Annotated in this window: 21 protein-coding genes and 5 tRNA genes; 20 read left to right on the top strand and 6 right to left on the bottom strand. The window is 59.1% G+C overall.

Going from position 1 to position 24,057, the window contains the following annotated elements; genetic code table 11:
- Positions 1–254 precede the first annotated feature (254 nt).
- The 4 genes from HU727_RS16720 (at position 255) to HU727_RS16705 (ending at position 5,970) form a co-directional block, all read left to right on the top strand.
- Complete coding sequence (locus HU727_RS16720) at positions 255–1,463, top strand: EAL domain-containing response regulator (protein ID WP_186532636.1); 1,209 nt, start codon at positions 255–257, stop codon at positions 1,461–1,463.
- Between the two features lie 88 nt (positions 1,464–1,551).
- The gene (locus tag HU727_RS16715; RefSeq protein WP_186532635.1) at positions 1,552–1,995 is read left to right on the top strand and encodes an ANTAR domain-containing protein; all 444 of its coding nucleotides are present in this window, start codon (positions 1,552–1,554) and stop codon (positions 1,993–1,995) included.
- Positions 1,996–2,123: 128 nt separating this feature from the next.
- On the top strand, positions 2,124–2,750 hold the full coding sequence (locus HU727_RS16710; RefSeq protein ID WP_186532634.1) for a response regulator transcription factor: 627 nt from the start codon (positions 2,124–2,126) through the stop codon (positions 2,748–2,750).
- A gap of 10 nt (positions 2,751–2,760) precedes the next feature.
- Complete coding sequence (locus HU727_RS16705; RefSeq protein WP_186532633.1) at positions 2,761–5,970, top strand: transporter substrate-binding domain-containing protein; 3,210 nt, start codon at positions 2,761–2,763, stop codon at positions 5,968–5,970.
- Positions 5,971–5,976: 6 nt separating this feature from the next.
- Here HU727_RS16705 and dkgB read toward each other — a convergent pair whose 3' ends face one another.
- The gene (dkgB, locus tag HU727_RS16700; protein WP_186532632.1) at positions 5,977–6,780 is read right to left on the bottom strand and encodes a 2,5-didehydrogluconate reductase DkgB; all 804 of its coding nucleotides are present in this window, start codon (positions 6,778–6,780) and stop codon (positions 5,977–5,979) included.
- A gap of 316 nt (positions 6,781–7,096) precedes the next feature.
- Here dkgB and HU727_RS16695 point away from each other — a divergent pair, with 316 nt between their 5' ends.
- The 4 genes from HU727_RS16695 to HU727_RS16680 all read left to right on the top strand — a co-directional run bounded on the left by HU727_RS16695 (position 7,097) and on the right by HU727_RS16680 (position 11,365).
- Complete coding sequence (locus HU727_RS16695; RefSeq protein WP_186532631.1) at positions 7,097–7,963, top strand: pirin family protein; 867 nt, start codon at positions 7,097–7,099, stop codon at positions 7,961–7,963.
- Between the two features lie 147 nt (positions 7,964–8,110).
- Positions 8,111–9,553 carry a mechanosensitive ion channel family protein gene (locus HU727_RS16690; protein ID WP_186532630.1) on the top strand — a complete coding sequence of 481 codons (1,443 nt, stop codon included), beginning with the start codon at positions 8,111–8,113 and terminating at the stop codon, positions 9,551–9,553.
- A gap of 82 nt (positions 9,554–9,635) precedes the next feature.
- Positions 9,636–10,430 carry an exodeoxyribonuclease III gene (gene xth / locus HU727_RS16685; RefSeq protein ID WP_186532629.1) on the top strand — a complete coding sequence of 265 codons (795 nt, stop codon included), beginning with the start codon at positions 9,636–9,638 and terminating at the stop codon, positions 10,428–10,430.
- Positions 10,431–10,531: 101 nt separating this feature from the next.
- On the top strand, positions 10,532–11,365 hold the full coding sequence (locus HU727_RS16680) for an arylamine N-acetyltransferase family protein (protein ID WP_186532628.1): 834 nt from the start codon (positions 10,532–10,534) through the stop codon (positions 11,363–11,365).
- Here HU727_RS16680 and HU727_RS16675 read toward each other — a convergent pair.
- Positions 11,362–11,697, bottom strand: coding sequence for a BrnA antitoxin family protein (locus HU727_RS16675; RefSeq protein WP_186532627.1), 336 nt, complete (start codon positions 11,695–11,697; stop codon positions 11,362–11,364). The genes HU727_RS16680 and HU727_RS16675 overlap by 4 nt on opposite strands.
- 3 nt (positions 11,698–11,700) lie before the next feature.
- Positions 11,701–11,985 carry a BrnT family toxin gene (locus HU727_RS16670; RefSeq protein ID WP_186532626.1) on the bottom strand — a complete coding sequence of 95 codons (285 nt, stop codon included), beginning with the start codon at positions 11,983–11,985 and terminating at the stop codon, positions 11,701–11,703.
- 254 nt (positions 11,986–12,239) lie between these two features.
- Between HU727_RS16670 and HU727_RS16665 the strand changes: the two genes are divergently transcribed.
- A complete protein-coding gene (locus tag HU727_RS16665) occupies positions 12,240–13,763 on the top strand; it encodes a nucleobase:cation symporter-2 family protein (protein ID WP_186532625.1) in 1,524 nt (507 codons plus the stop codon).
- Positions 13,764–13,880: 117 nt separating this feature from the next.
- On the opposite strand, the gene HU727_RS16660 is transcribed toward HU727_RS16665, so the two are convergent.
- Positions 13,881–13,956: transfer RNA gene (locus tag HU727_RS16660), tRNA-Asn, on the bottom strand.
- Between the two features lie 219 nt (positions 13,957–14,175).
- Between HU727_RS16660 and HU727_RS16655 the strand changes: the two genes are divergently transcribed.
- Positions 14,176–14,406 (top strand): hypothetical protein, encoded by a 231-nt coding sequence (locus tag HU727_RS16655; RefSeq protein WP_186532624.1) that lies wholly within the window; start codon positions 14,176–14,178, stop codon positions 14,404–14,406.
- Here the strand turns inward: HU727_RS16655 and HU727_RS16650 are convergent.
- Together HU727_RS16650 and HU727_RS16645 are read right to left on the bottom strand one after the other, a co-directional pair.
- On the bottom strand, positions 14,403–14,603 hold the full coding sequence (locus HU727_RS16650; protein ID WP_186532623.1) for a hypothetical protein: 201 nt from the start codon (positions 14,601–14,603) through the stop codon (positions 14,403–14,405). The two genes, HU727_RS16655 and HU727_RS16650, sit on opposite strands and share 4 nt — an antisense overlap.
- 189 nt (positions 14,604–14,792) lie before the next feature.
- On the bottom strand, positions 14,793–15,989 hold the full coding sequence (locus HU727_RS16645) for an amino acid aminotransferase (protein WP_186532622.1): 1,197 nt from the start codon (positions 15,987–15,989) through the stop codon (positions 14,793–14,795).
- Between the two features lie 337 nt (positions 15,990–16,326).
- Here HU727_RS16645 and uvrB point away from each other — a divergent pair, with 337 nt between their 5' ends.
- The 10 genes from uvrB (at position 16,327) to HU727_RS16595 (ending at position 23,947) form a co-directional block, all read left to right on the top strand.
- Complete coding sequence (gene uvrB / locus HU727_RS16640) at positions 16,327–18,342, top strand: excinuclease ABC subunit UvrB (RefSeq protein ID WP_186532621.1); 2,016 nt, start codon at positions 16,327–16,329, stop codon at positions 18,340–18,342.
- A 153-nt stretch (positions 18,343–18,495) separates the two neighbouring features.
- The gene (gene gltX, locus HU727_RS16635; RefSeq protein ID WP_186532620.1) at positions 18,496–19,977 is read left to right on the top strand and encodes a glutamate--tRNA ligase; all 1,482 of its coding nucleotides are present in this window, start codon (positions 18,496–18,498) and stop codon (positions 19,975–19,977) included.
- Positions 19,978–20,221: 244 nt separating this feature from the next.
- Positions 20,222–20,297, top strand: a tRNA-Ala gene (locus HU727_RS16630).
- Positions 20,298–20,376: 79 nt separating this feature from the next.
- Positions 20,377–20,452, top strand: a tRNA-Glu gene (locus HU727_RS16625).
- Positions 20,453–20,505: 53 nt separating this feature from the next.
- Positions 20,506–20,581: transfer RNA gene (locus HU727_RS16620), tRNA-Ala, on the top strand.
- Between the two features lie 80 nt (positions 20,582–20,661).
- Positions 20,662–20,737, top strand: a tRNA-Glu gene (locus HU727_RS16615).
- A 182-nt stretch (positions 20,738–20,919) separates the two neighbouring features.
- Positions 20,920–21,459 carry a TetR/AcrR family transcriptional regulator gene (locus tag HU727_RS16610; RefSeq protein WP_016773921.1) on the top strand — a complete coding sequence of 180 codons (540 nt, stop codon included), beginning with the start codon at positions 20,920–20,922 and terminating at the stop codon, positions 21,457–21,459.
- Positions 21,460–21,489: 30 nt separating this feature from the next.
- A complete protein-coding gene (locus HU727_RS16605; RefSeq protein ID WP_186532619.1) occupies positions 21,490–22,323 on the top strand; it encodes an alpha/beta fold hydrolase in 834 nt (277 codons plus the stop codon).
- Between the two features lie 46 nt (positions 22,324–22,369).
- Positions 22,370–22,813, top strand: coding sequence for an acyl-CoA thioesterase (locus HU727_RS16600; RefSeq protein WP_016773923.1), 444 nt, complete (start codon positions 22,370–22,372; stop codon positions 22,811–22,813).
- A 174-nt stretch (positions 22,814–22,987) separates the two neighbouring features.
- Positions 22,988–23,947, top strand: coding sequence for a tRNA dihydrouridine synthase (locus HU727_RS16595; RefSeq protein WP_186532618.1), 960 nt, complete (start codon positions 22,988–22,990; stop codon positions 23,945–23,947).
- The last annotated feature ends 110 nt before the right edge of the window (positions 23,948–24,057 follow it).

Genomic DNA, 24,057 nt, shown 5'->3' with positions numbered 1-24,057 from the left:
ATGCCCGCCAAGGGCTTTTGCTTAATGTGTCGCATGGACGCCAGCAATGGCGAACTGTCCTGCAGTGTCGAAATAAATGCTCTTCAAAACGCTGGCGAATCTGATCCGCGCCCCCTACCGACTGACCCTTGAGCCACTATTGGAGCAACTCGATGTTTAGGAGATTTCCCAAGGATATTCAGAATTTTCCCGACGAGTCGAGCCGGCGACTGCCTCAGACTGGCTCAGACCTTACAGCCTGCGAGCCTCTGTCCATGTCCGATCTGCCTTTACGCGTATTAGTGCTGGAAGATCATCCTTTCCAGCGTTCGGTAGCGGTCAACATGCTGCGTACCCTGGGCTGTCGCGAGGTTTTCGAGGCCAGTGACGGCACGCAGGCATTGGCATTGCTGGAAACCCTTGGCTCGGTCGACGTGGCGCTGTGCGACTTGCAGATGGAAGGTATGGACGGCCTTGAGTTTCTGCAAAAGGTCGGTGCGTCGGGGCAGGTCAGGTCGGTGATCATTAGCAGTTCGCTGTCAGTCGATTTGCGCCGGGCCGTGCATCAAATGGTTGGCTTGCTGGGGCTGGAGCTGCTCGGTGATGTCGGCAAACCTTTGCCTGTTCAGGTGGTGGCGCAGTTGCTGAAAAAGTTCGTCGAAAGGCCGCAGATGAAGCCATCTGTGGCGCTACCCGTGACCCTGGCCAGTGAAGCGGCTCTGCGCCAGGCAATGGCTGCACAGCAGCTACATGCCTGGTATCAACCCAAATTCAACCTGCGAAGTGGTGATATTTGTGGCGTCGAAGTGCTTTGTCGCTGGCTGCATCCGACGCGCGGGATGATTGCGCCGGCCTTGTTCATGCCCGTGCTGGAACGGTGCGGCTTGCTCGACGACTTGTTGTTTGCCCAAATCGAACAGGCACTGGCGGTGCAGCGCCTTGCTCTGGCTCAGGGTTTCGCCCTGAACATGGCGTTTAACCTGCACGCAACGCAACTTGCCAATGCCCAACTGGCCTCCAGCCTCAAAGCTCTGCTGAAGCGAGAGGGGGCCAATGGCGCGAATCTAACCTTCGAGCTGACCGAAAGTGGCTTGCTCGAAGCCCCTGCGATCAGTCTCGAAAGCCTCGTGCGGTTGCGGATGATGGGCTGTCGTTTGTCGATCGATGATTTCGGCGCCGGGTTTTCCTCGTTGCAGCGCTTGTGTCAGTTGCCGTTCAACGAAATCAAGCTCGATGCCGACTTCACTCGTAACCTGGCCGATGAGCCGCGATGCCGGGCGGCGATCAGCAGCACCCTGGCGCTGGGCGAAACCCTGGGCATGAACGTGGTGATCGAAGGCATCGAGACCGATGCCCAGCGTCGCGAGCTGCTGGCTTTGGGGTGTGCACAAGGACAAGGTTACTGGTATGCGAGACCGATGGCCGCGGAGAATCTGCTGGTCTGGTTGCAACAGCATCGCGCCGGGCCGTCAGCAGATCAATGACCTGCTTTTTAGGAATAGTCCTACAGAGCAATCCCTGTCGCTTGAGTAGTCTTGCCCCACTCAGACCCTCAACCCCGGGAGCTTGACCATGACCAACAAAGCGTTGCGCATCCTGATCGCCGACCCGCAACATTTTCATCGAATGAAAATCGAGCGCCTGTTCAATGGCCTCGATTACTACCGTGTTGCCCCGGTGCAGGACCTCGCTGAACTGTTGACTTTGGTGGATTACGGTTGCGAACCCTTCGACGTGCTGTTGATCAATGCCGAACTGGCGGCAGGGGCACTGGATCTGTTGAGTTTCTTGCTCGATAACCCGCAGGTTCGGCATGCCCTGATCTACAACGAGCCTATGGCGCCGCTCCAGGCGGTTACAGGATTCGCCCAGGAAAACGTGCAGATCAGCCATACGCCATTGCCCGGCTTACAGGCAGTCCGGCAGTTGATGGCCCTGGTCGATGCTCCTGACATAACTCATGCCGTTCCTGACTGGCAACACGCTCAGCCCCTGTTGCGCCGCGCTCATGCATAAAAAATTTCTCTGCACAACTGTCAGACCTGACAGGTGATAAAACCTGCCCATCCATGTAACAGTGCCTGCGCAGCACCGCGTCTGGAACGGACTGTTTCGGTGTCTTTTACGAGTGTGCGGGAGTGCCAATGAAGTCAGCGCTGATCGTAGATGATCATCCGGTAGTGCGCGCGGCCATTCGAATTGTCTTGCAAGCTCAAGGTTTCACCCAAATTCATGAAGCGTCCAGCGGCAATGAGGTGGTGCCGTTGATTCTCAAACTTGATCCGCACCTGCTCGTGCTCGATCTGGGGCTGGGGTCCATGGGCGGGCTGGAGGTGCTGGCGCGAATCCAGATCAAGGCGCCGACGGCACGGTGCCGGGTCCTGGTGTTCAGCATGCATGAGCCGATGCACTACCAGGAACGCTGTCTACGCGCAGGTGCCAGAGGCTACGTTACCAAGAGCAACCAGTTGACCAGACTTCGCGAGGCCATTAATGCGGTAATGTCCGGGCACACCTATTTTTCTGCGTTGCCGAACGGTATGTCCAACGCCGTACAGCGGACTGAGAAAGAGATGATCGATCACCTTTCCGATCGCGAGTTGTGCATTTTCGTGCAATTGGCTCTGGGCAAGCCGAACAAGGCGATTGCCGAAGAAATGCACCTGAGTCACAAGACCGTCAGCACCTACAAAACCCGCATGATGGCGAAACTCTGCCTGGGTTCATCGGTGCTCCTGCGCGACTTCGCCAAGCGCAATCACTTGATCTGAGTGCCCCGATATGACGCAGGGACTGCGTATTCTATCGCTGTGGCTGGGGCTTGCAGCGTCGGTCTGGGCGAATGACCTGCCGCAGACCCTTGAGGTACTGGCTCGCCTTGAGCCGGGGAATATCCAGGTCCGCCTCGATGATCGAGAGCGCCAGTGGCTGCGTGGACATCCGGTGTTGCTCATGGGCATCTCCGGGCCGGATTATCCGCCATTCGAGATCACCCGCAATCAGCACGAGCTGGAAGGAATCACGGCCGATTACGCCGATTTGCTGGCGCAACTGCTGGGCATCAGAATTGAAGTGCGCCGGTTCGCCAACCGGCCTGCGTTGATGGCGGCACTCAAACGCGGTGATGTCGATGTGCTGGGCACGTCGAACAGTTTCGAAGCGGCTGATCCGGCATTCATCCTGTCGCGGCCGTACGCTGAAGATCAGCCGATGCTGGTCACGCGGCATGATGAGAAACTGCCCGCTGACCTGACGGCAAAACGTATCGCGATGGTCGAGGATTACCTGCCGCTGATTAATGTCCAGGCGTTTTACCCCGATGCCCATGTGCAACGTTATGCCTCGGCAATGGACGCGCTTGGGGCGGTCGCTTTCGGTACCGATGATGTGTACCTGGGCGATTTCATCAGCGCCAACTACCTGATCAACACCAATTACCGCAACGACTTGCAGCTGGCCGGGCCGTCAGGCCTTGATGCCAACCCGTTCGCGTTTGCGCTGTTGCGCAGCGACCGGCACCTCAAAAGCATTATCGACAAGGCGTTGGCAGCAGTGCCGATGGAGCGCCGGCATCTGATCGAACAGCGCTGGAGTGTGGGCTTGGCGGGAATGGCCGAACAGTCACGAGTGCAACTCAGCGTCGCCGAGCAGCAATGGCTAGATCATCATCCGGTGGTGCGGGTGGGCGCTGTCGACGACTTTGCGCCGTTGGCGTTTTTCGATGCTGACGGACGCTTCAGCGGTTTATCGGCGCAGTTATTGAGGATGATTGCGCAGCGCAGCGGCCTGGATTTCGAGATCGTGCGCGGGACGTCGCTGAACGAGCAATTTGAGCAGCTCCGGGCCGGCAAACTCGATATTTTGCCTGTGGTGACGCCGAGCACGGAGCGCGAAGCGCAGTTGCAATTCACCCGGGCCTATCTGAACAACCCGTTTGTGTTGGTCAGCGCTGCGAACGCGCAAAGTCCACTGCCGCTCGACGACTTGGCGGGTAAACGCCTGGCGATTTATCGCGGGCACCCGTTGCGCGATTACTTGCTGCAGCGGGTGCCCGGCCTGCTTCTTGTCGAGGTTAAAAGCCCCGCCGAAGGCATGGCGATGATTGCCAGGGGGCAGGTCGATGTGACGGTGAGTTCATTGCTGGTGGCGCGTTTTCTGATTGCCCGGCAGTACCGCGACCGTCTGCGCATTACCGGCACAGTCGGTGACCAACCCGCGCGCATCGCCTTGGCCACAGCGCCGCAATCGGCACTGTTGCATTCGATTCTGAACAAAGCATTGCTCAGCATCGCGCCGCAGCAAATGGACGAACTGGTCGAGCACTGGAGCCATGATGTGGTGATGGAGGAGAGCTATTGGTTGCGCCACCGTCATGAGATTCTGCTCGGTTTTGCCGGTGCGGCGGGCTTGTTTTTGCTGGCGTTGCTCTGGATCGGCTGGCAGCGCCGACAGATCCGCCAGCGCCAGCAGTGGTTGTTACAACTGCAGCAGGCCAAGGACGCGGCTGACGAGGCCAATCGAGCCAAGAGCACCTTTCTGGCGACCATGAGCCATGAGATTCGCACGCCGATGAACGCCTTGATCGGCATGCTCGAGCTGGCGCTCAAGCGGGCGGAGGAGGGCGTGACCGACCGCCTGGCAATTCAGGTTGCCTCGAATGCCGGGCAGCAATTATTGGCACTGATTGGCGACATTCTCGACATCGCCCGCATCGAGTCGGGACATATGTCCCTTGCGCCCGAGCGCGCCAATCTGCGGGAAACGGTGTCATCGGTGTGCCGGGTGTTTGAAGGACTGGCGCGGCAGAAGCGCCTGATGTGGCGAATCGAACTTGATCCGAGCACCGACGTGGATGTGTTGCTTGATCCGACGCGTTTCAAGCAGGTGCTATCGAATCTGTTGAGTAACGCGATCAAGTTCACTGATGCGGGGGAGGTGAGCCTGCGCCTGCGAACCCTTGAGATATCGGGCGAGCAGATAAATGTGCAAGTGCTGATTGAAGACAGCGGCATCGGCATCAGTGTCGAGGATCGCCAGCGCTTGTTCAGTCCGTTCGTGCAAGCGAGCAATCCGCAAGCGGCGCGCAGCGGTTCCGGCCTGGGGCTGGTGATCAGTCGTAACCTCTGCGAAATGATGGGCGCGACGCTGTGCCTCGACAGTGAGCCCGGGCAGGGCACTCGAGTGGAAATCAATCTGCAGTTGCCGCTTTTGGCGGTGGTGCTTTCTGCGCCGACAACGCTTGACGAGGCGCCGCCCACCTCTGTGTTGAGCGTGTTGGTGGTGGATGATCACCCTGTCAACCGCTTGCTGATGTGTTGGCAACTGAGTGAGCTGGGGCATCGCACGGTAGACGTTGGCGATGGTGAGCAGGGGCTGGAGCGCTGGCAGGCGCAGGTCTTCGATGTGGTGATTACTGACTGCAACATGCCGCGACGCAATGGCTACGAACTGGCGCGCGCAATCCGCGACGAGGAAGCCTCCACCGCGAGAAAGCCTTGTCTGATTCTCGGCTTTACTGCCAACGCTCAGGTGGAGGAGCGCCTGCGCTGTCTCGATGCCGGCATGGACCACTGCCTGTTCAAGCCGATCCTTTTGCACGATCTGGTTGAGGCGTTGAGGGCAGCTCATCCTGGCGAGCCGAACGAGGATCAGCAGCCAGCCGCCGAGCCAGTCGAGATTGACCTGAGTACTCTGCAACAAATGGCCGGCGCTGACCGGTTATTGATGGAGCGACTGCGCAAGGAGGTCGGCGCCAGCCTGCGGGACGATCTCCTGTCTCTGGATCAGTTGCAGATTGACGATCGCAATGGCTTGAACGGGCTGGCCCATCACATAAAGGGCGGCGCGCAGATGGTTGGGGCTGCGCGGGTCGTGGCGGCGTGTACCGATCTTGAAAAGGCTTGTCGAGAGGGTGAAGTCATTGCTGTCGAAAGCGCGATCGACGCGTTGCGCGAAGCCATGCTCGGCCTCGCGCAACGGCTGAATGCCTGAGCGGGATCAGTCCCAGTCGGGCGCAAGGCCTGTCGGACTGGTCAGGCGATGGCCACGATCCAGCTCGGCGATCTTCGCCATGTCATCGTCGCTCAAAATCAACGTGCTGGCCCCCAGGTTGCTTTGCAGGTTGGCGCGCTTGGTCGACGAAGGAATCACCGCGTAACCGCACTGCATCGCCCACGCCAGCGTCACCTGTGCCGGGGTGGCGTGCAGACGTTCGGCGATCTGCTGGATCAACGGATCTTTCAACACTTCGCCATAGGCCAGTGTCATGTACGAAGTGACATGAATCCCTTGGCTGCGCGCGAAATCGACGACTTTGCGGTTTTGCAGATAGGGGTGCAGTTCGATCTGGTTTGTCGCGATATTGTCCGCACCGAGAGCGGCAATCGCCTGTTTCATCAGATCGACAGTGAAATTGGACACACCGATCTGCCGGGTCAGACCCTGGCGTTTGGCCTCCACCAGCGCGCCCATGAATGCTTCGACCGGTACTTGGTTTTCCGGCGAGGGCCAGTGGATCAGCGTCAGATCAAGATAGTCGGTCTGCAGTTTTTGCAGGCTTTCCTTGAGGCTTTCAATCAGGCGATCACCGGCGAAGTTGGCCACCCAGATCTTGCTGGTGACGAAAAGCTCTTCGCGTGGAATGCCGCTGGCGGCAATTGCCTGGCCGACCTCTGCTTCGTTTTCGTAAATCTGCGCGGTGTCGATGGCCCGATAGCCGAGTTCAAGGGCGGTGCTCACCGAGTCAATGACAACCTGGCCTTGCAGGCGGAACGTGCCAAGACCGAAAGCGGGAACAGACATGGAGGACTCCTGGGTTGCAATGGGTATGACAGGAGTATCAGGGTCGTGGGCGTTGGGAAAAACCGTGGGTGGGACAAAGCAGTGTTGAGCAGAAGTCACGAATTATTCGCGGGGTTTGTGTTGTCTGGCCTATTCGCGAGCAGGTTCGCTCCCACTTTGGAAATGCCGCCTTGTGTTGGAGCGAGCCTGCTCATTAAGAGCGCACGGCTTATTCAAGTGTTCCACCTATAGAACGCTGAAGCCGATTTTCGCCCTCTAGTCTGATATTGGGCATGCCATTAGGATTAATCCCATACATTTCAACCCTGGAGACCCCATGAAAAACATCATCGGCATTTACAACAGTCCGCGCGGCCATTGGGTCGGCGATGGTTTCCCGGTGCGCACATTGTTTTCCTACGACAACCTGGGCAAGCACATCAGCCCGTTTCTGCTGCTCGATCACGCCGGGCCCGCCGAATTCACCCCCACCACTGAGCAGCGTGGTGTCGGGCAACACCCGCACCGTGGTTTCGAAACGGTGACCATCGTTTACGACGGCGAAGTTCAGCACCGCGATTCCACCGGCAGTGGTGGAATCATCGGCCCGGGTGACGTGCAGTGGATGACTGCGGCGTCCGGCATCCTCCACGAAGAATTTCATTCGGAGAAGTTCGCCAGGACCGGCGGCAAGCTGGAGATGGTGCAGTTGTGGGTCAACCTGCCGGCCAGGGACAAAATGGCCGCGCCGGGTTACCAGACGATTCTGGACCGCGATATCCCCAGCATTGCGCTCAAGGATGACGCCGGTCGCCTGCGTCTGATCGCGGGTGAATTCGAGGGTCACACCGGTCCATCGCGTACGTTCACCCCCATCGATGTGTGGGATCTGCGCCTCAACGCTGGCAAGTTGCTGACGCTGAATCTGCATGACGGCCGTAACACTGCGCTGGTGGTGCTGAAGGGTTCGGTGCAGGTTAACAGCGCGGAATCGGTCGCGGCTGGGCAGTTGGCGCTGTTCGAGCGCGACGGCGTTCAACTTGACCTTCAAGCCAGCGAAGACGCGGTTGTGTTGCTGCTCAGCGGTGAGCCGATCGACGAACCGATTGTCGGCCACGGCCCGTTCGTGATGAACACCGAGCAGGAAATCCATCAGGCCTTTGCCGACTTCCAGTCTGGCCGCTTTGGCCGGATGCATGCCTGACGTCATAACCCTGGTGGGAGCGAGCGGCCTCGCTCCCACAGTTTTTCCAGCGTTGTCGAGACGCTGTTCACCCACTGAAATCAATTGCTCCTACACTGTGCCAATCTGTGCGATCTTCTCGCGATTGGCCTTTGTCGGAGTTGTTTGATGCTGTCTCTGCTCACTGAACACCCGTTGTTTTGTGCATTGATCCTGATTCTGCTCGATCTTGGGCTGTGGCGGCTGATCAGCGCTCGCGGAAGCGAATGGAAATTGCTGGTGCGTGTGGTGATTTTCGCCCTGTTCAGCATCGTTCTGTTCAACGAAGGCCTCAATCCGATGGAGCCGGCACCGTGGGTCGACAACGTGCCTTTGCACCTGGCGGCGACCGGATTGCAAATCGGCTGGTGGCTGTTCGGCGCTCGCACCCTGACGGTGTTGATCGGCGCGGTGATGATGCAACGGGTCGGCCACACCGGCCGATTGTTGCAGGATTTGCTCGGGGCGGTGATTTTCCTGATCGCGGTCATCGCGGCACTGGCTTATGTGCTGGATTTGCCCGTCAAAGGCGTGCTGGCGACTTCCGGGGCGTTGGCAATCATTGTCGGTCTGGCCTTGCAGAGCACGTTGAGCGACGTGTTTTCCGGGATCGTCCTCAACACCACCAAGCCGTATCAACTCGATGACTGGATTTCCATCGACGGCACCGAAGGCCGGGTCACCGACATTGACTGGCGCGCCACGCGTCTGCAGACCAGCCAGGGCGCCATGGCGGTGATTCCCAACTCGCTGGCGGCCAAAGCCAAAATCATCAATTTCAGTCGACCGAGCAATATGTTCGGTGTTTCTGTCAGTGTGCCCGTCAGCCCCCATGCGCGACCCAGTTCGGTGATCGAGGCGCTGGAGCGGGCGATGCAGGGCTGCCGGCAACTGCTCGACACGCCGGCGCCAAGCGTTGCGCTTAAAAGCTCTGCCAGCGGCGGGGCGGAATACGAGATCAGTGGTTTTGTCGCCTCGATGGGCGAGAAACGCATGGTGCGTAATCAGTTGTTCGACCTGGCCTACCGACACTTGCAGGCCTCGGGGGTCAATCTGCTGTCAAGCAACGAAACCAGCGCCGCGCCGCATTTTTCGCGGCCACGAGCGTTGCTCGACAGCTCGCCGATCTTCTCGACCCTTCGCGAGGAAGAAAAAGACACCTTCAGCCAGAACATGGCGCTGCAAACCTTCCGCGTCGGCGAGACCATCCTTGCGGGCGGAGAGGTCAGCGATCATTTGTTCATCATCGAGTCCGGCGTGGTCTCGGTGACGCTCAAGCGCCACGGCACGCCATTGGAGTCCGGACGCATGGGACCGGGCGAGGTGATCGGCGAAGCGGGAATTCTTTCCGACACGGCATTGCCTGCGGACTTCACTGCCAAAACGTTCTGCACGTTGTATCGCATCGAGAAGTCGTATCTGAAACCTTGCCTGGACGCGCGCCATGACATCCACGATGCCATGCAAGCGTTGCTCGACTTCCGTCTGCACAAGGCGCAATCGCTGACCGAGGAAACGCCAGTCGTTGCGCCGAAAAGAGGCTTTCTGCAATGGCTGCGTCATCGCGTCTGAGCTAACCGCCGTTATTCGATGCAACCTGCCCAGCGCTCCCGGGGTCACAATGTCTAATCCCACCGGGCAGGAGTTGCGGACGATGAAAAACCTGCGGATCGCTACCTTCAACGTCAACGGCATGCGCGCGCGGTTGCCGAATCTGCTGGAATGGCTCAAGCGCGAGCAACCGGACATCGCTTGTCTGCAAGAGCTGAAGTCGGCGGACAGCGCATTTCCGGCTGCAGAGCTGGAAGCGGCCGGTTACGGCGCTGTCTGGCAGGGCCAGGCGTCGTGGAACGGGGTGGCGATTCTGGCGCGTGACGCGCAGCCGCTGGAGAGCCGTCGCGGGTTGCCGGGCGATCCCGATGACACGCACAGTCGCTACATCGAAGCGGCGGTGCACGGTGTGCTGGTCGGTTGTTTGTATCTGCCCAACGGCAACCCGCAGCCAGGGCCGAAATTCGATTACAAACTGGCCTGGTTCGAACGTCTGATCAGTTACGCCAAAGACTTGCAGAGCAGCGACCACCCGGTGGTGCTGGCCGGTGACTACAACGTCGTGCCGACCGACATGGACATCTATAATACGCGTTCATGGCTCAAGGATGCCTTGCTGCAGCCCGAGAGTCGCGAGTGTTACCAGCGGCTGCTTGATCAGGGCTGGACCGATTCCCTGCGGCATGTGTACCCCGAAGAACGCCTCTACACCTTCTGGGATTATTTCCGCCAACACTGGCAAAGCAACTCCGGCCTGCGCATCGATCATCTGTTACTCAACCCTGCATTGAGCCCTTATCTGCATGACGCCGGCGTGGACGCCTGGGTGCGCAACGAACCGCACGCCAGTGACCATGCGCCGACGTGGATTCGTATCGGCTCGCGCAAAAAACGCTGACGGGGCGATTGGCGAAATCAATTGTCGAAAGCAGTCGCCGATCCCGTATACAGGGCAACATCAACGCAGTGTTCTGCGGCCCCTTGCATAAGGATCGAGCAATGAATGCGCCACGCCTGACGGATAGCAAACGGTATCTGCAACGCCTGGGATTCGATACAGCGCCGCCACCGACGCTGGACACCTTGCGCCAGTTGCAGCTGCGCCACACCGGCGTGTTTCCTTTCGAGAACGTCGCGACTGTCATCGGCGCGCCAGTGTTGATCGATCTGTCTTCCATCGAAGAGAAAGTCCTTTGCCAGGGACGGGGCGGGTATTGCTATGAACTCAATCATTTGTTTTATGCCTTGTTGCTTGAGCTGGGTTTTGAAGTCCACGGCATCAGCGGTCGCGTGGTGATGAATCAACCGGAAGGCAGCTGGACCGCACGGACGCACCGCTTGAGCCTGGTCACTATCGACGGCGTTCGCTACATCAGTGACGTCGGCTTCGGCGGCATGGTGCCGACCGCACCGCTGGTCCTCGACGGCGAAGATGAGCAATCGACTCCGCACGAACCTTATCGGATCGAAAAACAGATCGACGGATACCTGTTACGGGCCAAGGTTGCTGGCGAGTGGCGGCCGATGTACCTGTTCGATCTGCAGCGCCAGGAAGATATCGATTACACCGTCGGCAACTGGTACGTCTCGACCCATCCCGAGTCACCCTTCGCCCATCGTCTGATGGTTGCGCGCACCGGCGATGGCTGGCGCAAAACGCTGAACAACGGCAGTTTTGCGATTCATCACATGGGGGCGGACAGTGAGCGGCGCGAGGTGGCGGATGTCGACGAGCTGACTGGCTTGCTGCTGCGTGAGTTTGATCTTCGTTTGCCGGAGTCGCCGCTTGTCCGGCAAGCGCTGGCGCGGGTGATTACGCCGGTTTCTGTCTAAGGCTTCACGTCCGGCTCCAGCACACGCCGGATTTCCCCTATGGCCGCCGACAGCTTTCTCTCGAGACTCTTGAGATCGGCGGCCGTGATGCCTTTCTTGAACTGCCCTGACAGACCTGACTCATCGGTGCGTTCCAGCTGGCGGCTGCCTTCAAGCAGGGCATGTCGCAGGGTATTGTTGATGACGGTCTGGTAGCCGAACCCTTCGGTTTCGGCGACGGTACGCGCCGCCTCGATCACGGCGTCATCAAGCATGATGGTGATTCGCGTCTTGCCCTTGTTGGACGCCACAGCGCCGCGTTTGCCCGCGGAAAAGTCATATTCATCTTTCATCGGTCAAGCCTCCAGAAAATACGCGCGCCGCTCGCTCGGTGTGGCGAGGCGTGCAGAAATGATTCGAACAACATTGGCTTCGCGATAGCTGTAAGCAACGACCAGCACGCGTCCCTTGCCATCGAGACCGAGGGTGATCCAGCGTTGCTCGTCATGGTCATTGTCTTCGATCGTCAGAGCTCCTTCGTCGTGGAGAACCGGTTCGGCCTCGGCGAGGCTGATGCCTTTGTGCTTGAGTTTGTTGGCTGCGTTCTTGCTTTTGTCGTACTGAATCTTGAATGACTTCATTATGCATACTTTATATGTATAAAAAAGAGCGCGACCGTGCCGCCGGTCGGCATGAACACTTCAGCCTAGTGGGCGTGCGTACTAACGCTGGCAAGGATGTGTTGCCGGATTTGTGGGGGGTAGAAGCCGCAGGCTAGAAGGTTGGATGGCTACCTAACCATTATGTGACTGATAAGTTGTATACAACTCTATGGACATTTGTCCCGGGTATTGAATACAGTGTGCGCATAACAAAAACCAGGGACCCCCCCACCATGAAAACGCCCCATGTTTCACACCAACGGCCCGAGGACGAAAACCTCGGGGTCGGCGCGAATATGGCTTACGGCCTGCAACATGTTCTGACCATGTACGGCGGTATCGTTGCGGTGCCACTGATCATTGGCCAGGCGGCCGGCCTGTCGCCGGCGGATATCGGTCTGTTGATTGCTGCTTCATTGTTTGCGGGGGGGCTGGCGACACTGCTGCAAACCCTGGGTCTGCCGTTTTTCGGCTGTCAGTTGCCGCTGGTCCAGGGCGTGTCGTTCTCGGGCGTGGCGACCATGGTCGCGATCGTCAGCAGCGGCGGGGAGGGCGGTTTCCAGTCGGTGCTGGGCGCGGTGATTGCCGCCTCGTTGATTGGCTTGCTGATCACACCCGTGTTCTCACGCATCACCAAGTTCTTCCCGCCGCTGGTTACTGGCATTGTGATCACCACCATCGGCTTGACGCTGATGCCGGTGGCCGCTCGCTGGGCGATGGGCGGCAACAGTCAAGCGCCGGACTTCGGCAGCATGCAGAACATTGGTCTGGCGGCGGTCACGCTGGTGCTGGTGTTGCTGCTGAGCAAGGTCGGCAGTTCGACCATCTCGCGGTTGTCGATCCTGTTGGCCATGGTCATCGGCACGGTGCTGGCGGTGTTTCTCGGCATGGCGGATTTCTCCGGCGTTACCACAGGGCCCATGTTTGGCTTCCCGACCCCGTTCCACTTCGGCATGCCGACGTTCCATTTCGCCGCGATCCTGTCGATGTGCATTGTGGTCATGGTGACCCTGGTGGAGACCTCGGCGGATATCCTCGCGGTGGGCGAGATCATCGGCACCAAGGTTGATTCCAAACGCCTTGGCAATGGCCTGCGTGCCGACATGTTGTCGAGCATGTTTGCGCCGATTTTCGGGTCGTTTACCCAAAGCGCTTTCGCCCAAAACGTCGGTCTGGTGGCGGTGACCGGCATCAAGAGCCGTTTCGTGGTAGCCACTGGCGGCCTGTTCCTGGTGGTCCTTGGCCTGCTGCCATTCATGGGGCGGGTGATTGCCGCTGTGCCGACTTCAGTGCTGGGCGGCGCCGGTATCGTGCTGTTCGGCACCGTGGCGGCGAGCGGCATTCGCACGCTGTCGAAGGTCGATTATCGTAATAACGTCAACCTGATCATCGTCGCGACATCGATCGGTTTCGGCATGATTCCGATTGCTGCGCCGAGTTTCTACGATCAATTCCCGAGCTGGTTTGCGACCATTTTCCATTCGGGCATCAGCTCGTCGGCAATCATGGCGATTTTGCTCAACCTGGCCTTCAACCACTTCACGACCGGTAACTCGGATCAACAGTCGGTGTTTGCCGCAGCGGAGGAGCGGACCCTGCGTTATCGCGATCTGGCGGCGCTGCGCGAAGGCGATTACTTCAGTGACGGCAAGCTGCATGATTGCGATGGCAAGGAAGTGCCGGTGATCGAGCCCGATCCTCACGATCATGGGCACGGGGCACCGAAGGCGCCAGTGAAGGACAGCGAGCCTGTGTGACGGTTGCTGCTGAACGAACAGGGCCGATCTGTTTACGCAGATCGGCCCTGTTCGTTTGATCTTTTCAAGCGCCCACAAAAAAGCCCCTGAATCTTGCGATTCAGGGGCTTTGCTATTTGGCTCCACAACCTGGACTCGAACCAGGGACCCAGTGATTAACAGTCACTTGCTCTACCAACTGAGCTATTGCGGAATTGGTGCGTATGTTACTGATTCAAAAAGAGAAGTCAAGCATCGATTGGCAAGTTTGCCGATTCCTCGAGACGGACGGCATTTTGTCAGCGATTGGCGGTTACCAGAAAGGTCTCAGAGGTCTACCATGGCAGCCCGGAAGTGGTTACACGCGCTGCCGGCCATTCGCCGAAAAGGTACGCGCCATGAATCACATCACTCGCAACACTGAGGTGCTCGCATGAGTACTACACAGATCAGCCTGCCCAAAGGTATCGGCCCGCATGCCGAAAAACTATTCGACGCGATCACTCAGGCCAGCACTGCCGAAGAGTTGAACCGCGCCGGCGGCAAGGCTGAAGGTTTCGTCCTTGGTCTTGAAAGCACCAAGGCAATCAAAAGCCAGATCGCCGAATCGCTGTACGTGATCTACGACGATGCCGCCACCCAACGCTCGACCGAACTGGCTTAACTGCCGAAGGTAATCGTGCCGAGCATCAGCTTGGCATAGGCTGCCGTCGCTGCCAGTTGCACCAGCCACAGAGCGAGGCCGCCCAGGAAAACCCCGGCGGCAACCTGCAGCACCAGGCTTTTTTCGCGTTTGGCCGGTGCGCGGGGAATGAAATCATCCAGATCGTCACGGTCGGCGCGCAGGTTATCGTTTTTCATATCGGTTCTCACAAAGTTTTCGGATATACACAAAGCCAAGGAGCTGCGGCACGCTGCGATCATGCGTTTCGCACGTCAGCGCTTACCCGTTCAGATGTGTGTGCAGTCTAGAGGTTGCAACGTGTTTTCCAGAGACAAATAAAAAACGGGAAGCCCTCAAGGCTTCCCGTTTTTCGTCACGCGTCGAAATCAGATGACCTGAACGATCGCATCCGTCACTGCATTGATGTTGCTCTGGTTCAGCGCGGCCACGCAAATGCGACCCGTGTCCAGCGCGTAGATACCAAACTCGTTGCGCAGACGATGCACTTGCTCTGTGGTCAGGCCGGAGTAGGAGAACATGCCGCGCTGACGACCGACGAAGCTGAAATCGCGGCCCGGAGCTTTCTGCGCCAATAGATCGACCATCTGGGTACGCATGCCGCGAATGCGCAGGCGCATTTCAGCCAGCTCGGCTTCCCATTGCGCGCGCAGCTCCGGGTTGTTCAGCACGGCGGCGACGATGCTGGCGCCGTGGGTCGGCGGGTTGGAGTAGTTCGTGCGGATCACGCGTTTGACCTGCGACAGCACGCGCGCGCTTTCTTCTTTGGACTCGCTGATGATCGACAGGGCGCCGACGCGCTCGCCGTACAGCGAAAACGACTTGGAGAACGAGCTCGATACAAAGAAGGTCAGGCCGGACTCTGCGAACAGGCGCACGGCAGCGGCGTCTTCGTCGATGCCGTCACCGAAGCCCTGATAGGCCATGTCGAGGAACGGCACGTGGCCCTTGCTCTTGACCACGTTCAGTACGTTGCTCCAGTCTGCCGGCGTCAGGTCAACGCCGGTCGGGTTGTGGCAGCAAGCGTGCAGGATAACGATCGAGCCGTTCGGCAGGGCGTTGAGATCGTCGAGCATGCCGGCACGGTTTACGTCATGGGTAGCAGCGTCGTAGTAACGGTAGTTCTGCACCGGGAAACCCGCAGTTTCGAACAGCGCGCGGTGGTTTTCCCAGCTCGGGTCGCTGATCGCCACGACAGCATTGGGCAGCAACTGCTTGAGGAAGTCAGCACCGATTTTCAGCGCGCCGGTCCCGCCGACGGCCTGGGTGGTGATGACGCGACCGGCGCTGATCAGCGGCGAGTCGTTGCCAAACAGCAACTTTTGCACGGCCTGATCATAGGCCGCGATGCCATCGATCGGCAGGTAACCGCGCGAAGCGTGTTGAGCGACGCGAATCGTCTCGGCTTCGATCACGGCGCGCAGCAGTGGAATTCGCCCCTCTTCGTTGCAGTACACGCCCACGCCCAGGTTGACCTTGGTGGCCCGGGTGTCGGCGTTGAATGCTTCGTTGAGGCCCAGGATTGGATCGCGGGGTGCCATTTCGACAGCGGAGAACAGGCTCATTATTACGGCGGCTCTGAATGGGGAATGGAGGGACGTGTCGCGCTCCAGCCGAATGCACTAGAGCGGTGCACAAACGGGGAGCTAGTATAGAGGCCATCACCGCGCAATGGCGACAGGCTAATTGGCTTTTGCGGCAAGTTTTTCAGATTATTTCTTGACCGTTAGTCGATTGAACGTGTCAGAGACTTTACCGGATGTAGGACGTTTACCTTGAAAGCTCGGGTAATCGCCACCACATTAAGCACAATCCAGGTTTTTTCTTGCGCGACATCGGTCGTTTGCGGTCGTCCTCGTGGTGCTCCGTCTGACTCGGGACGCCGCGATTCCAGAGGTGTGTATGTCGGAATTCCAGCTAGTCACCCGCTTCGAGCCCGCCGGCGATCAGCCGGAAGCGATCCGCCAGTTGGTCGAGGGCATTGACGCCGGGCTGGCGCACCAGACGCTGCTAGGTGTGACCGGCTCGGGCAAGACTTTCAGTATCGCCAACGTCATTTCCCAGGTGCAGCGCCCGACGCTGGTGCTGGCGCCGAACAAGACCCTGGCGGCGCAGCTGTACGGCGAGTTCAAGGCGTTCTTTCCGAACAACGCGGTCGAGTACTTCGTTTCCTACTACGACTACTACCAGCCTGAAGCTTATGTGCCGTCGTCCGACACCTTCATTGAGAAGGATGCGTCGATCAACGACCACATTGAGCAAATGCGTCTGTCCGCCACCAAGGCTTTACTGGAGCGCAAGGACGCGATCATCGTCACCACGGTGTCGTGCATTTACGGTCTGGGCAGCCCGGAAACCTATTTGAAAATGGTGTTGCACGTCGATCGCGGCGATAAGCTCGATCAGCGTGCGCTGCTGCGGCGTCTGGCCGATCTGCAGTACACCCGCAACGACATGGATTTCGCCCGCGCGACCTTCCGCGTGCGCGGCGATGTGATCGATATCTTCCCGGCCGAATCGGACCTGGAGGCGATCCGCATCGAGCTGTTCGATGACGAGGTCGAGAGCATCTCTGCCTTCGATCCGCTGACCGGTGAAGTCATCCGCAAATTGCCGCGCTTCACGTTCTACCCGAAGAGCCACTACGTGACGCCGCGCGAAACCCTGCTCGACGCCATCGAAGGCATCAAGGTCGAATTGCAGGAGCGCCTCGAATACCTGCGCAGCAATAACAAACTGGTGGAAGCCCAGCGTCTGGAGCAGCGCACCCGTTTCGACCTGGAGATGATCCTCGAGCTGGGTTATTGCAACGGCATCGAGAACTACTCGCGCTATCTGTCCGGGCGTCCATCCGGTGCTGCGCCGCCGACACTTTACGATTACCTGCCCGCCGATGCCTTGCTGGTCATCGACGAATCCCACGTCAGCGTGCCGCAGGTCGGTGCGATGTATAAGGGCGACCGATCTCGGAAAGAAACGCTGGTCGAGTACGGTTTCCGCCTGCCCTCGGCACTGGACAACCGGCCGATGCGTTTCGACGAATGGGAAGGGGTCAGCCCGCAAACCATTTTTGTCTCGGCGACTCCCGGTAACTACGAAGCCGAGCACGCCGGGCGCGTGGTTGAGCAAGTGGTGCGGCCGACCGGTCTGGTCGACCCGCAAATCGAAGTGCGTCCGGCGCTGACCCAGGTCGATGACTTGCTGTCGGAAATCAGCAAGCGCGTGGCAATCGAGGAGCGGGTGCTGGTCACAACACTGACCAAGCGCATGTCCGAAGACCTCACCGATTACCTTGCCGACCACGGCGTGCGCGTGCGTTACCTGCACTCGGATATCGACACCGTCGAGCGCGTCGAGATTATCCGCGACTTGCGTCTCGGGGTATTCGATGTGCTGGTCGGGATCAACCTGTTGCGTGAAGGTCTGGACATGCCGGAAGTGTCCCTGGTGGCGATTCTCGATGCCGACAAGGAAGGCTTCCTGCGTTCCGAACGCTCGCTGATTCAGACCATCGGCCGTGCTGCGCGTAACCTCAATGGCCGGGCGATCCTGTATGCCGACCGCATGACCGGTTCGATGGAGCGTGCGATCGGCGAAACCGAGCGGCGCCGGGACAAACAGATCGCTTTCAACCTGGCGAACGGCATCACCCCCAAGGGCGTTTTCAAGGATGTCGCCGACATCATGGAAGGCGCCACGGTGCCGGGCTCGCGCAGCAAGAAGCGCAAAGGGATGGCCAAGGCTGCCGAAGAGAACGCCAAATACGAAGCCGAACTGCGCTCGCCGAGCGAGATCACCAAGCGTATTCGTGCGCTGGAAGAGAAGATGTATCAACTGGCGCGGGATCTGGAGTTTGAAGCGGCAGCGCAGATGCGTGACGAGATTGCCAAACTGCGCGAGCGATTGCTTACGGTATAAGGGGATCGTTCCCACGCCGAGCGTGGGAACGATCATGGGCGGAACAACATTCCAGGACTTAAGCTAAATACCCCGTCCGCTGGAGCCCGGCGGGTCTCGCCTGTTACCATTCGCGGCTTGATTGTTCTGCTCCTCATTTTTTCGAGACATGCCATGACCACCGTCCGCACTCGCATCGCGCCATCGCCTACCGGGGACCCCCACGTAGGTACCGCTTACATCGCATTGTTCAACTACTGCTTTGCCAAGCAGCATGGCGGTGAGTTCATCCTGCGCATCGAAGACACCGATCAGTTGCGTTCGACCCGCGAGTCCGAACAGCAGATCTTCGACGCCTTGCGCTGGCTCGGCATCGACTGGAGCGAAGGCCCGGACGTCGGTGGCCCGCACGGCCCGTATCGCCAGAGTGAACGTGGCGACATCTATCAAAAGTACTGCCAGCAACTGGTCGACATGGGCCACGCGTTCCCGTGCTTCTGCACCGCTGAAGAGCTGGACCAGATGCGCGCCGAGCAGATGGCCCGTGGCGAAACCCCGCGCTACGATGGCCGCGCGCTGCTGCTGTCGAAGGAAGAAGTCGCGGCCCGTCTGGCTGCCGGCGAACCCCACGTGATCCGCATGAAAGTGCCGAGCGAAGGCGTTTGCGTAGTGCCGGACATGTTGCGCGGCGACGTCGAAATTCCGTGGGATCGCATGGACATGCAGGTCCTGATGAAGACCGACGGCCTGCCGACGTACTTCCTCGCCAACGTGGTCGACGATCACCTGATGGGTATCACCCACGTATTGCGCGGTGAAGAGTGGCTGCCCTCGGCGCCGAAACTGATCCTGCTTTACGAATACTTCGGCTGGGAGCAACCAGAGCTTTGCTACATGCCGCTGCTGCGTAACCCGGACAAGAGCAAGCTGTCCAAGCGCAAGAACCCGACGTCCGTGACGTTCTACGAACGCATGGGCTTCATGCCTGAAGCGATGCTCAACTACCTCGGTCGCATGGGTTGGTCGATGCCGGACGAGCGCGAGAAGTTCTCGCTGCAGGAAATGGTCGACAACTTCGACCTCAAGCGCGTATCCCTCGGCGGGCCGATCTTCGACATCGAAAAACTGTCGTGGCTCAACGGCCAGTGGCTGCGCGATCTGCCGGTGGAGGAGTTCGCCGCGCGCGTGCAGAAGTGGGCGTTCAACGCCGAATACATGATGAAGATCGCGCCGCACGTTCAAGGTCGCGTCGAGACCTTCAGCCAGGTTGCACCGCTGGGCGGGTTCTTCTTTGCCGGCGGCGTCAATCCGGACGCCAGGCTATTCGAGTCGAAAAAGCTCTCCGGTGATCAGGTTCGCCAGTTGATGCAGTTGATCCTGTGGAAGCTCGAAAGCCTGCGTCAGTGGGAAAAGGACAACATCACCGCAACGATTCAGGCAGTCGTCGAATCCCTGGAGTTGAAACTGCGCGATGCGATGCCGTTGATGTTTGCGGCGATCACCGGTCAGGCCAGTTCGGTGTCGGTGCTCGATGCGATGGAAATACTCGGTCCGGATCTCACTCGCTATCGTCTGCGTCAGGCGATCGACCTGCTGGGCGGCGTGTCGAAGAAAGAAAACAAAGAGTGGGAAAAGCTTCTGGGCGCCATCGCCTGAACGGCATTTGACGTTGCAGGAGCTGCCGAACGCGGCGATCTTTTGATCTTGTTTTAACAAGGCAATGTCAAAAGATCGCAGGCTGCGACAGCTCCTGCAGGTCTGTCCGGGTTGCAAACCTACCGGTTTTACGGGGGAGGGCGGTAAGTGATTGTTATCCCGACAAAATTTTTTGAATTTTTTCAAAAATAAGTTTGACAGGCTTTCGATACGCCCTTAAGATTCGCCCCGTCCTCAGCGATGAGGGGCTATAGCTCAGCTGGGAGAGCGCTTGCATGGCATGCAAGAGGTCGACGGTTCGATCCCGTCTAGCTCCACCAATTTACACTTCAAGGCCTGGCCACACCGACCTTGAAGCGATCAACACTCAGCGTTGATCAGTTGTATAGAAGGGTTTGCGTCCCCTTCGTCTAGTGGCCTAGGACACCGCCCTTTCACGGCGGTAACAGGGGTTCGAGTCCCCTAGGGGACGCCAGTTTTACAGAAGTGATGTTGCAAGATGTCACTCCGCCGCGAGGCGAAAAATCCGGGGCTATAGCTCAGCTGGGAGAGCGCCTGCATGGCATGCAGGAGGTCAGCGGTTCGATCCCGCTTAGCTCCACCAATTTTACAGTTCAAGGTCTGGCCACACCGGCCTTGAATCGATCAGTTCTCAGCACTGATCAGTTGTATAGAAGGGTTTGTGTCCCCTTCGTCTAGTGGCCTAGGACACCGCCCTTTCACGGCGGTAACAGGGGTTCGAGTCCCCTAGGGGACGCCACGATTACCCGCTCTGCGGGATTTTATAAGGGTCATTCAATTATTGAATGGCCCTTTTGTTTGTCTGGCGTTTGGCCAACTCTCCTTTTTCCTTACACTGCGCTTCAGACCAGCGGTCATATTTTTGACTTGCGGGATATTATTATGCGAATAATATTCTAGTCGTAATATTCGGAGGCTACGATGAACGATAAAAAAGCTCAAACCCGCGAACGCATCCTCAAGGCTGCCAGCGCCGCACTGATTCAGCGTGGCCCGGCGGACCCGAGCGTGGGCGAAGTGATGGGCGCCGCCGGCCTGACAGTCGGCGGCTTCTATGCGCACTTCGAAAGCAAGGACGCGATGATGCTCGAAGCGTTCAAGCAATTGCTCGGCCGCCGCCGCGACCTGATTGCCGACATGGATGCCGATCTGACCGGCGAAGAACGCCGCGCTCTGGTGGCTGCGTTTTATCTGTCGCGCAAACATCGCGATTCCAGCGAAGCCGCGTGTCCGATTCCGGCCTCGATCGGTGAGTTGGGGCGTTTGCCTGAATCGTTTCGCATCGCGCTTAACGAGCATCTGGAATTGATGGTCGCGCAACTGGCGGCCAGTCCTGAGGACACCGACAAGGCCCTGGCCGATGTCGCGCTGATGGTAGGCGGTCTGGCGCTGGCAAGAGCGTTGGGCCCGGGAGAGTTATCCGATCGATTGCTGCGCGCCGCCAAGTCGGCAGTGCGTTGACCTGAAGGCAACAAGCCTGAGGAGAGAGCGATGAACACGTTGAAGTGGGTTCGTGGCGTTAACGGCACCTTGGGCTGGTTTGCACCGAAGCTGGTGGCGAGCAAAATGCGGCTGGCGTTCATGACGCCGCGAGCGTTGCCGCTGCGGGACTGGGAGCTACCGTTGTTGGCCAGTTCCGAGCGCATCACCTTGCGTTTCGGTCTTTCGGCGCTGCGTTGGGGTCAAGGCCCGACGGTCTTGTTAATGCACGGTTGGGAAGGGCGGCCAACCCAGTTCGCCGCGCTGATCACGGCGCTGGTCGATGCCGGTTACACCGTTGTCGCGCTCGATGGCCCGGCCCACGGTCGTTCGCCGGGGCGCGAAGCCAACGTGGTGCTGTTTGCCCGCGCGATGCTCGAAGCGGCTGCCGAATTGCCGCCTCTGCAAGCGGTTATCGGCCACTCCATGGGCGGCGCCAGCGCGATGCTCGCGGTGCAATTGGGTCTGCGCACCGAAACGCTAGTCAGTATCGCCGCACCCTCCCGGATCCTCGGCGTGCTGCGCGGTTTCGCCCGCTACGTCGGCCTGCCCGCCAGAGCACGTTCGGCGTTTATCCGCCAAGTCGAGCAGGACGTCGGCATGCGCGCCGCCACGCTTGATGTCACGCATTATCAACTGGACATGCCCGGCCTGATCGTCCATGCCGAGGACGACAATTTTGTCTCGGTCAAAGAGTCGCAATTGATTCATGAAGCATGGTTCGACAGTCGGCTTCTGCGGCTTGAAAGCGGTGGTCATCAACGGGTGCTCGCCGACCCTCGGGTCATTGATGGCGTGTTATCACTGCTGGCCGGCCGCAGCCTGCAGACGCGCCAATCGGCCTGAGCTCCGTTACACTGCCCCGGTTGATTACTTTGACCGGGAGTGAGGCATGGGCTGGGATCGGGCGACGCCGTTTACCATTGATCTGCAAGTAGGCGCCGAGGACATTGATGGCCTCGGCCACGCGAACAATGCCGTCTACGTGACCTGGCTTGAGCGCTGCGCCTGGCGTCATTCGCAGCGTTTGGGGCTGGATCTGGTCGAGTACCGGCGACTGGATCGGGCGATGGCCGTTGTCCGCCATGAAATCGATTATCTGGCCGCTGCCTACGAAGGCGATGAGTTACAACTGGCGACCTGGATTGTCGATTGGGATCAGCGCCTGAAAATGACGCGGCATTTCCAGCTCAAGCGTCCGAGCGACAACGCAACGCTGTTGCGAGCCCAGACCACCTTCGTCTGCATCGAACTCTCGACCGGCAAGCCCAAGCGCATGCCGGCGGAGTTTATCGAGGGTTACGGCCCGGCGATCCAGATTGCAGAAGCAATGTAAATCCCACCCTGTGGGAGCGAGCCTGCTCGCGAAAGCGTCGGGTCAGTTTCACATGTATGAACTGACAGTCCGCATTCGCGAGCAGGCTCGCTCCCACAGGCGATGTGTTGTCCTGCGGTTTTTGGCGTAATCCAGTAAACTGCCGCACGTTTTTTCTCCAAGTAGTGTTTTCTCATGCAAATTGCTCTGGCGCCCATGGAGGGGTTGGTCGACGACATCCTTCGCGACGTGCTGACCCGCGTTGGCGGCATCGATTGGTGCGTGACTGAATTCATCCGGGTCAACGACCAGTTGCTCACCCCGGCGTATTTCCACAAGTTCGGTCCGGAGCTGCTCAACGGCGCCCGCACCGCGTCCGGCGTGCCGCTGCGCGTGCAATTGCTCGGTTCCGACCCGGTGTGCCTGGCGGAGAACGCGGCGCTGGCCTGTGAGCTGGGCTCCGAAGTCATCGACCTGAATTTTGGTTGTCCGGCCAAAACCGTCAACAAATCCCGGGGCGGGGCGGTGCTGCTCAAGGAGCCGGAACTGCTCAACCAGATCGTCGAGCATGTCCGTCGTGCGGTGCCTGCGCATATCCCGGTCACGGCGAAAATGCGCCTCGGTTTCGACAGCCCGGACGGTTCGCTGGTCTGTGCCACCGCGCTGGCTGAAGGCGGCGCCGAGCACATCGTGGTGCATGCGCGGACCAAAGTGGACGGCTATAAACCGCCGGCACACTGGGAATGGATCCCGCGTGTGCAGGACGTGGTCAAGGTGCCGGTGTTCGCCAACGGCGATATCTGGAGTGTCGAAGACTGGCGCCGCTGCCGCGAGATCAGCGGCGTGGAGGACATCATGCTGGGTCGCGGTCTGGTGTCGCGTCCGGATCTGGCTCGCCAGATCGCCGCGGCCCGCGCCGGTGAAGAGATCGTCGAGATGACGTGGGCCGAGCTGATGCCACTGATTCAGGATTTCTGGCTGCAAGCCAAGGCGCAAATGACTGCCCGCCAGTCGCCGGGTCGTCTGAAGCAATGGCTGGCCATGCTGACGCGAAATTATCCTGAAGCCGCTGAGCTGTTCACGGTTCTGCGCCGCGAAACCGAGCCCGATCACGTCTCGCGCCTGCTCGGTTTGCCGCTCGTCGAAGCCGCATAAAAAATCTGAAAATAATCTCTTGAAATCAAAACAGCGGTCCCTATCTAAGGGGTACGCGATGCCGAATTCGGGTCGCGGAGACACAAAACCTTGCTGATTGTGTTCAGGAG

Source organism: Pseudomonas khorasanensis, assembly GCF_014268505.2.
GTDB classification, from domain to species: domain Bacteria; phylum Pseudomonadota; class Gammaproteobacteria; order Pseudomonadales; family Pseudomonadaceae; genus Aquipseudomonas; species Aquipseudomonas khorasanensis.
This window is presented reverse-complemented; position numbering and strand designations above follow the sequence as displayed.

What these genes read in the sequence shown, in the direction of transcription:
- HU727_RS16670 (WP_186532626.1), bottom strand. Translation starts at nt 11,985, where the DNA reads ATGAAGTCATTCAAGATTCAGTACGACAAAAGCAAGAACGCAGCCAAC.
- HU727_RS16610 (WP_016773921.1), top strand. Translation starts at nt 20,920, where the DNA reads ATGAACGATAAAAAAGCTCAAACCCGCGAACGCATCCTCAAGGCTGCC.
- HU727_RS16690 (WP_186532630.1), top strand. Translation starts at nt 8,111, where the DNA reads ATGCTGTCTCTGCTCACTGAACACCCGTTGTTTTGTGCATTGATCCTG.
- HU727_RS16710 (WP_186532634.1), top strand. Translation starts at nt 2,124, where the DNA reads ATGAAGTCAGCGCTGATCGTAGATGATCATCCGGTAGTGCGCGCGGCC.
- HU727_RS16675 (WP_186532627.1), bottom strand. Translation starts at nt 11,697, where the DNA reads ATGAAAGATGAATATGACTTTTCCGCGGGCAAACGCGGCGCTGTGGCG.
- uvrB (WP_186532621.1), top strand. Translation starts at nt 16,327, where the DNA reads ATGTCGGAATTCCAGCTAGTCACCCGCTTCGAGCCCGCCGGCGATCAG.
- HU727_RS16680 (WP_186532628.1), top strand. Translation starts at nt 10,532, where the DNA reads ATGAATGCGCCACGCCTGACGGATAGCAAACGGTATCTGCAACGCCTG.
- HU727_RS16595 (WP_186532618.1), top strand. Translation starts at nt 22,988, where the DNA reads ATGCAAATTGCTCTGGCGCCCATGGAGGGGTTGGTCGACGACATCCTT.
- HU727_RS16665 (WP_186532625.1), top strand. Translation starts at nt 12,240, where the DNA reads ATGAAAACGCCCCATGTTTCACACCAACGGCCCGAGGACGAAAACCTC.
- dkgB (WP_186532632.1), bottom strand. Translation starts at nt 6,780, where the DNA reads ATGTCTGTTCCCGCTTTCGGTCTTGGCACGTTCCGCCTGCAAGGCCAG.
- HU727_RS16705 (WP_186532633.1), top strand. Translation starts at nt 2,761, where the DNA reads ATGACGCAGGGACTGCGTATTCTATCGCTGTGGCTGGGGCTTGCAGCG.
- HU727_RS16715 (WP_186532635.1), top strand. Translation starts at nt 1,552, where the DNA reads ATGACCAACAAAGCGTTGCGCATCCTGATCGCCGACCCGCAACATTTT.
- HU727_RS16605 (WP_186532619.1), top strand. Translation starts at nt 21,490, where the DNA reads ATGAACACGTTGAAGTGGGTTCGTGGCGTTAACGGCACCTTGGGCTGG.
- gltX (WP_186532620.1), top strand. Translation starts at nt 18,496, where the DNA reads ATGACCACCGTCCGCACTCGCATCGCGCCATCGCCTACCGGGGACCCC.
- HU727_RS16695 (WP_186532631.1), top strand. Translation starts at nt 7,097, where the DNA reads ATGAAAAACATCATCGGCATTTACAACAGTCCGCGCGGCCATTGGGTC.
- HU727_RS16645 (WP_186532622.1), bottom strand. Translation starts at nt 15,989, where the DNA reads ATGAGCCTGTTCTCCGCTGTCGAAATGGCACCCCGCGATCCAATCCTG.
- HU727_RS16720 (WP_186532636.1), top strand. Translation starts at nt 255, where the DNA reads ATGTCCGATCTGCCTTTACGCGTATTAGTGCTGGAAGATCATCCTTTC.
- HU727_RS16650 (WP_186532623.1), bottom strand. Translation starts at nt 14,603, where the DNA reads ATGAAAAACGATAACCTGCGCGCCGACCGTGACGATCTGGATGATTTC.
- HU727_RS16655 (WP_186532624.1), top strand. Translation starts at nt 14,176, where the DNA reads ATGAGTACTACACAGATCAGCCTGCCCAAAGGTATCGGCCCGCATGCC.
- HU727_RS16600 (WP_016773923.1), top strand. Translation starts at nt 22,370, where the DNA reads ATGGGCTGGGATCGGGCGACGCCGTTTACCATTGATCTGCAAGTAGGC.
- xth (WP_186532629.1), top strand. Translation starts at nt 9,636, where the DNA reads ATGAAAAACCTGCGGATCGCTACCTTCAACGTCAACGGCATGCGCGCG.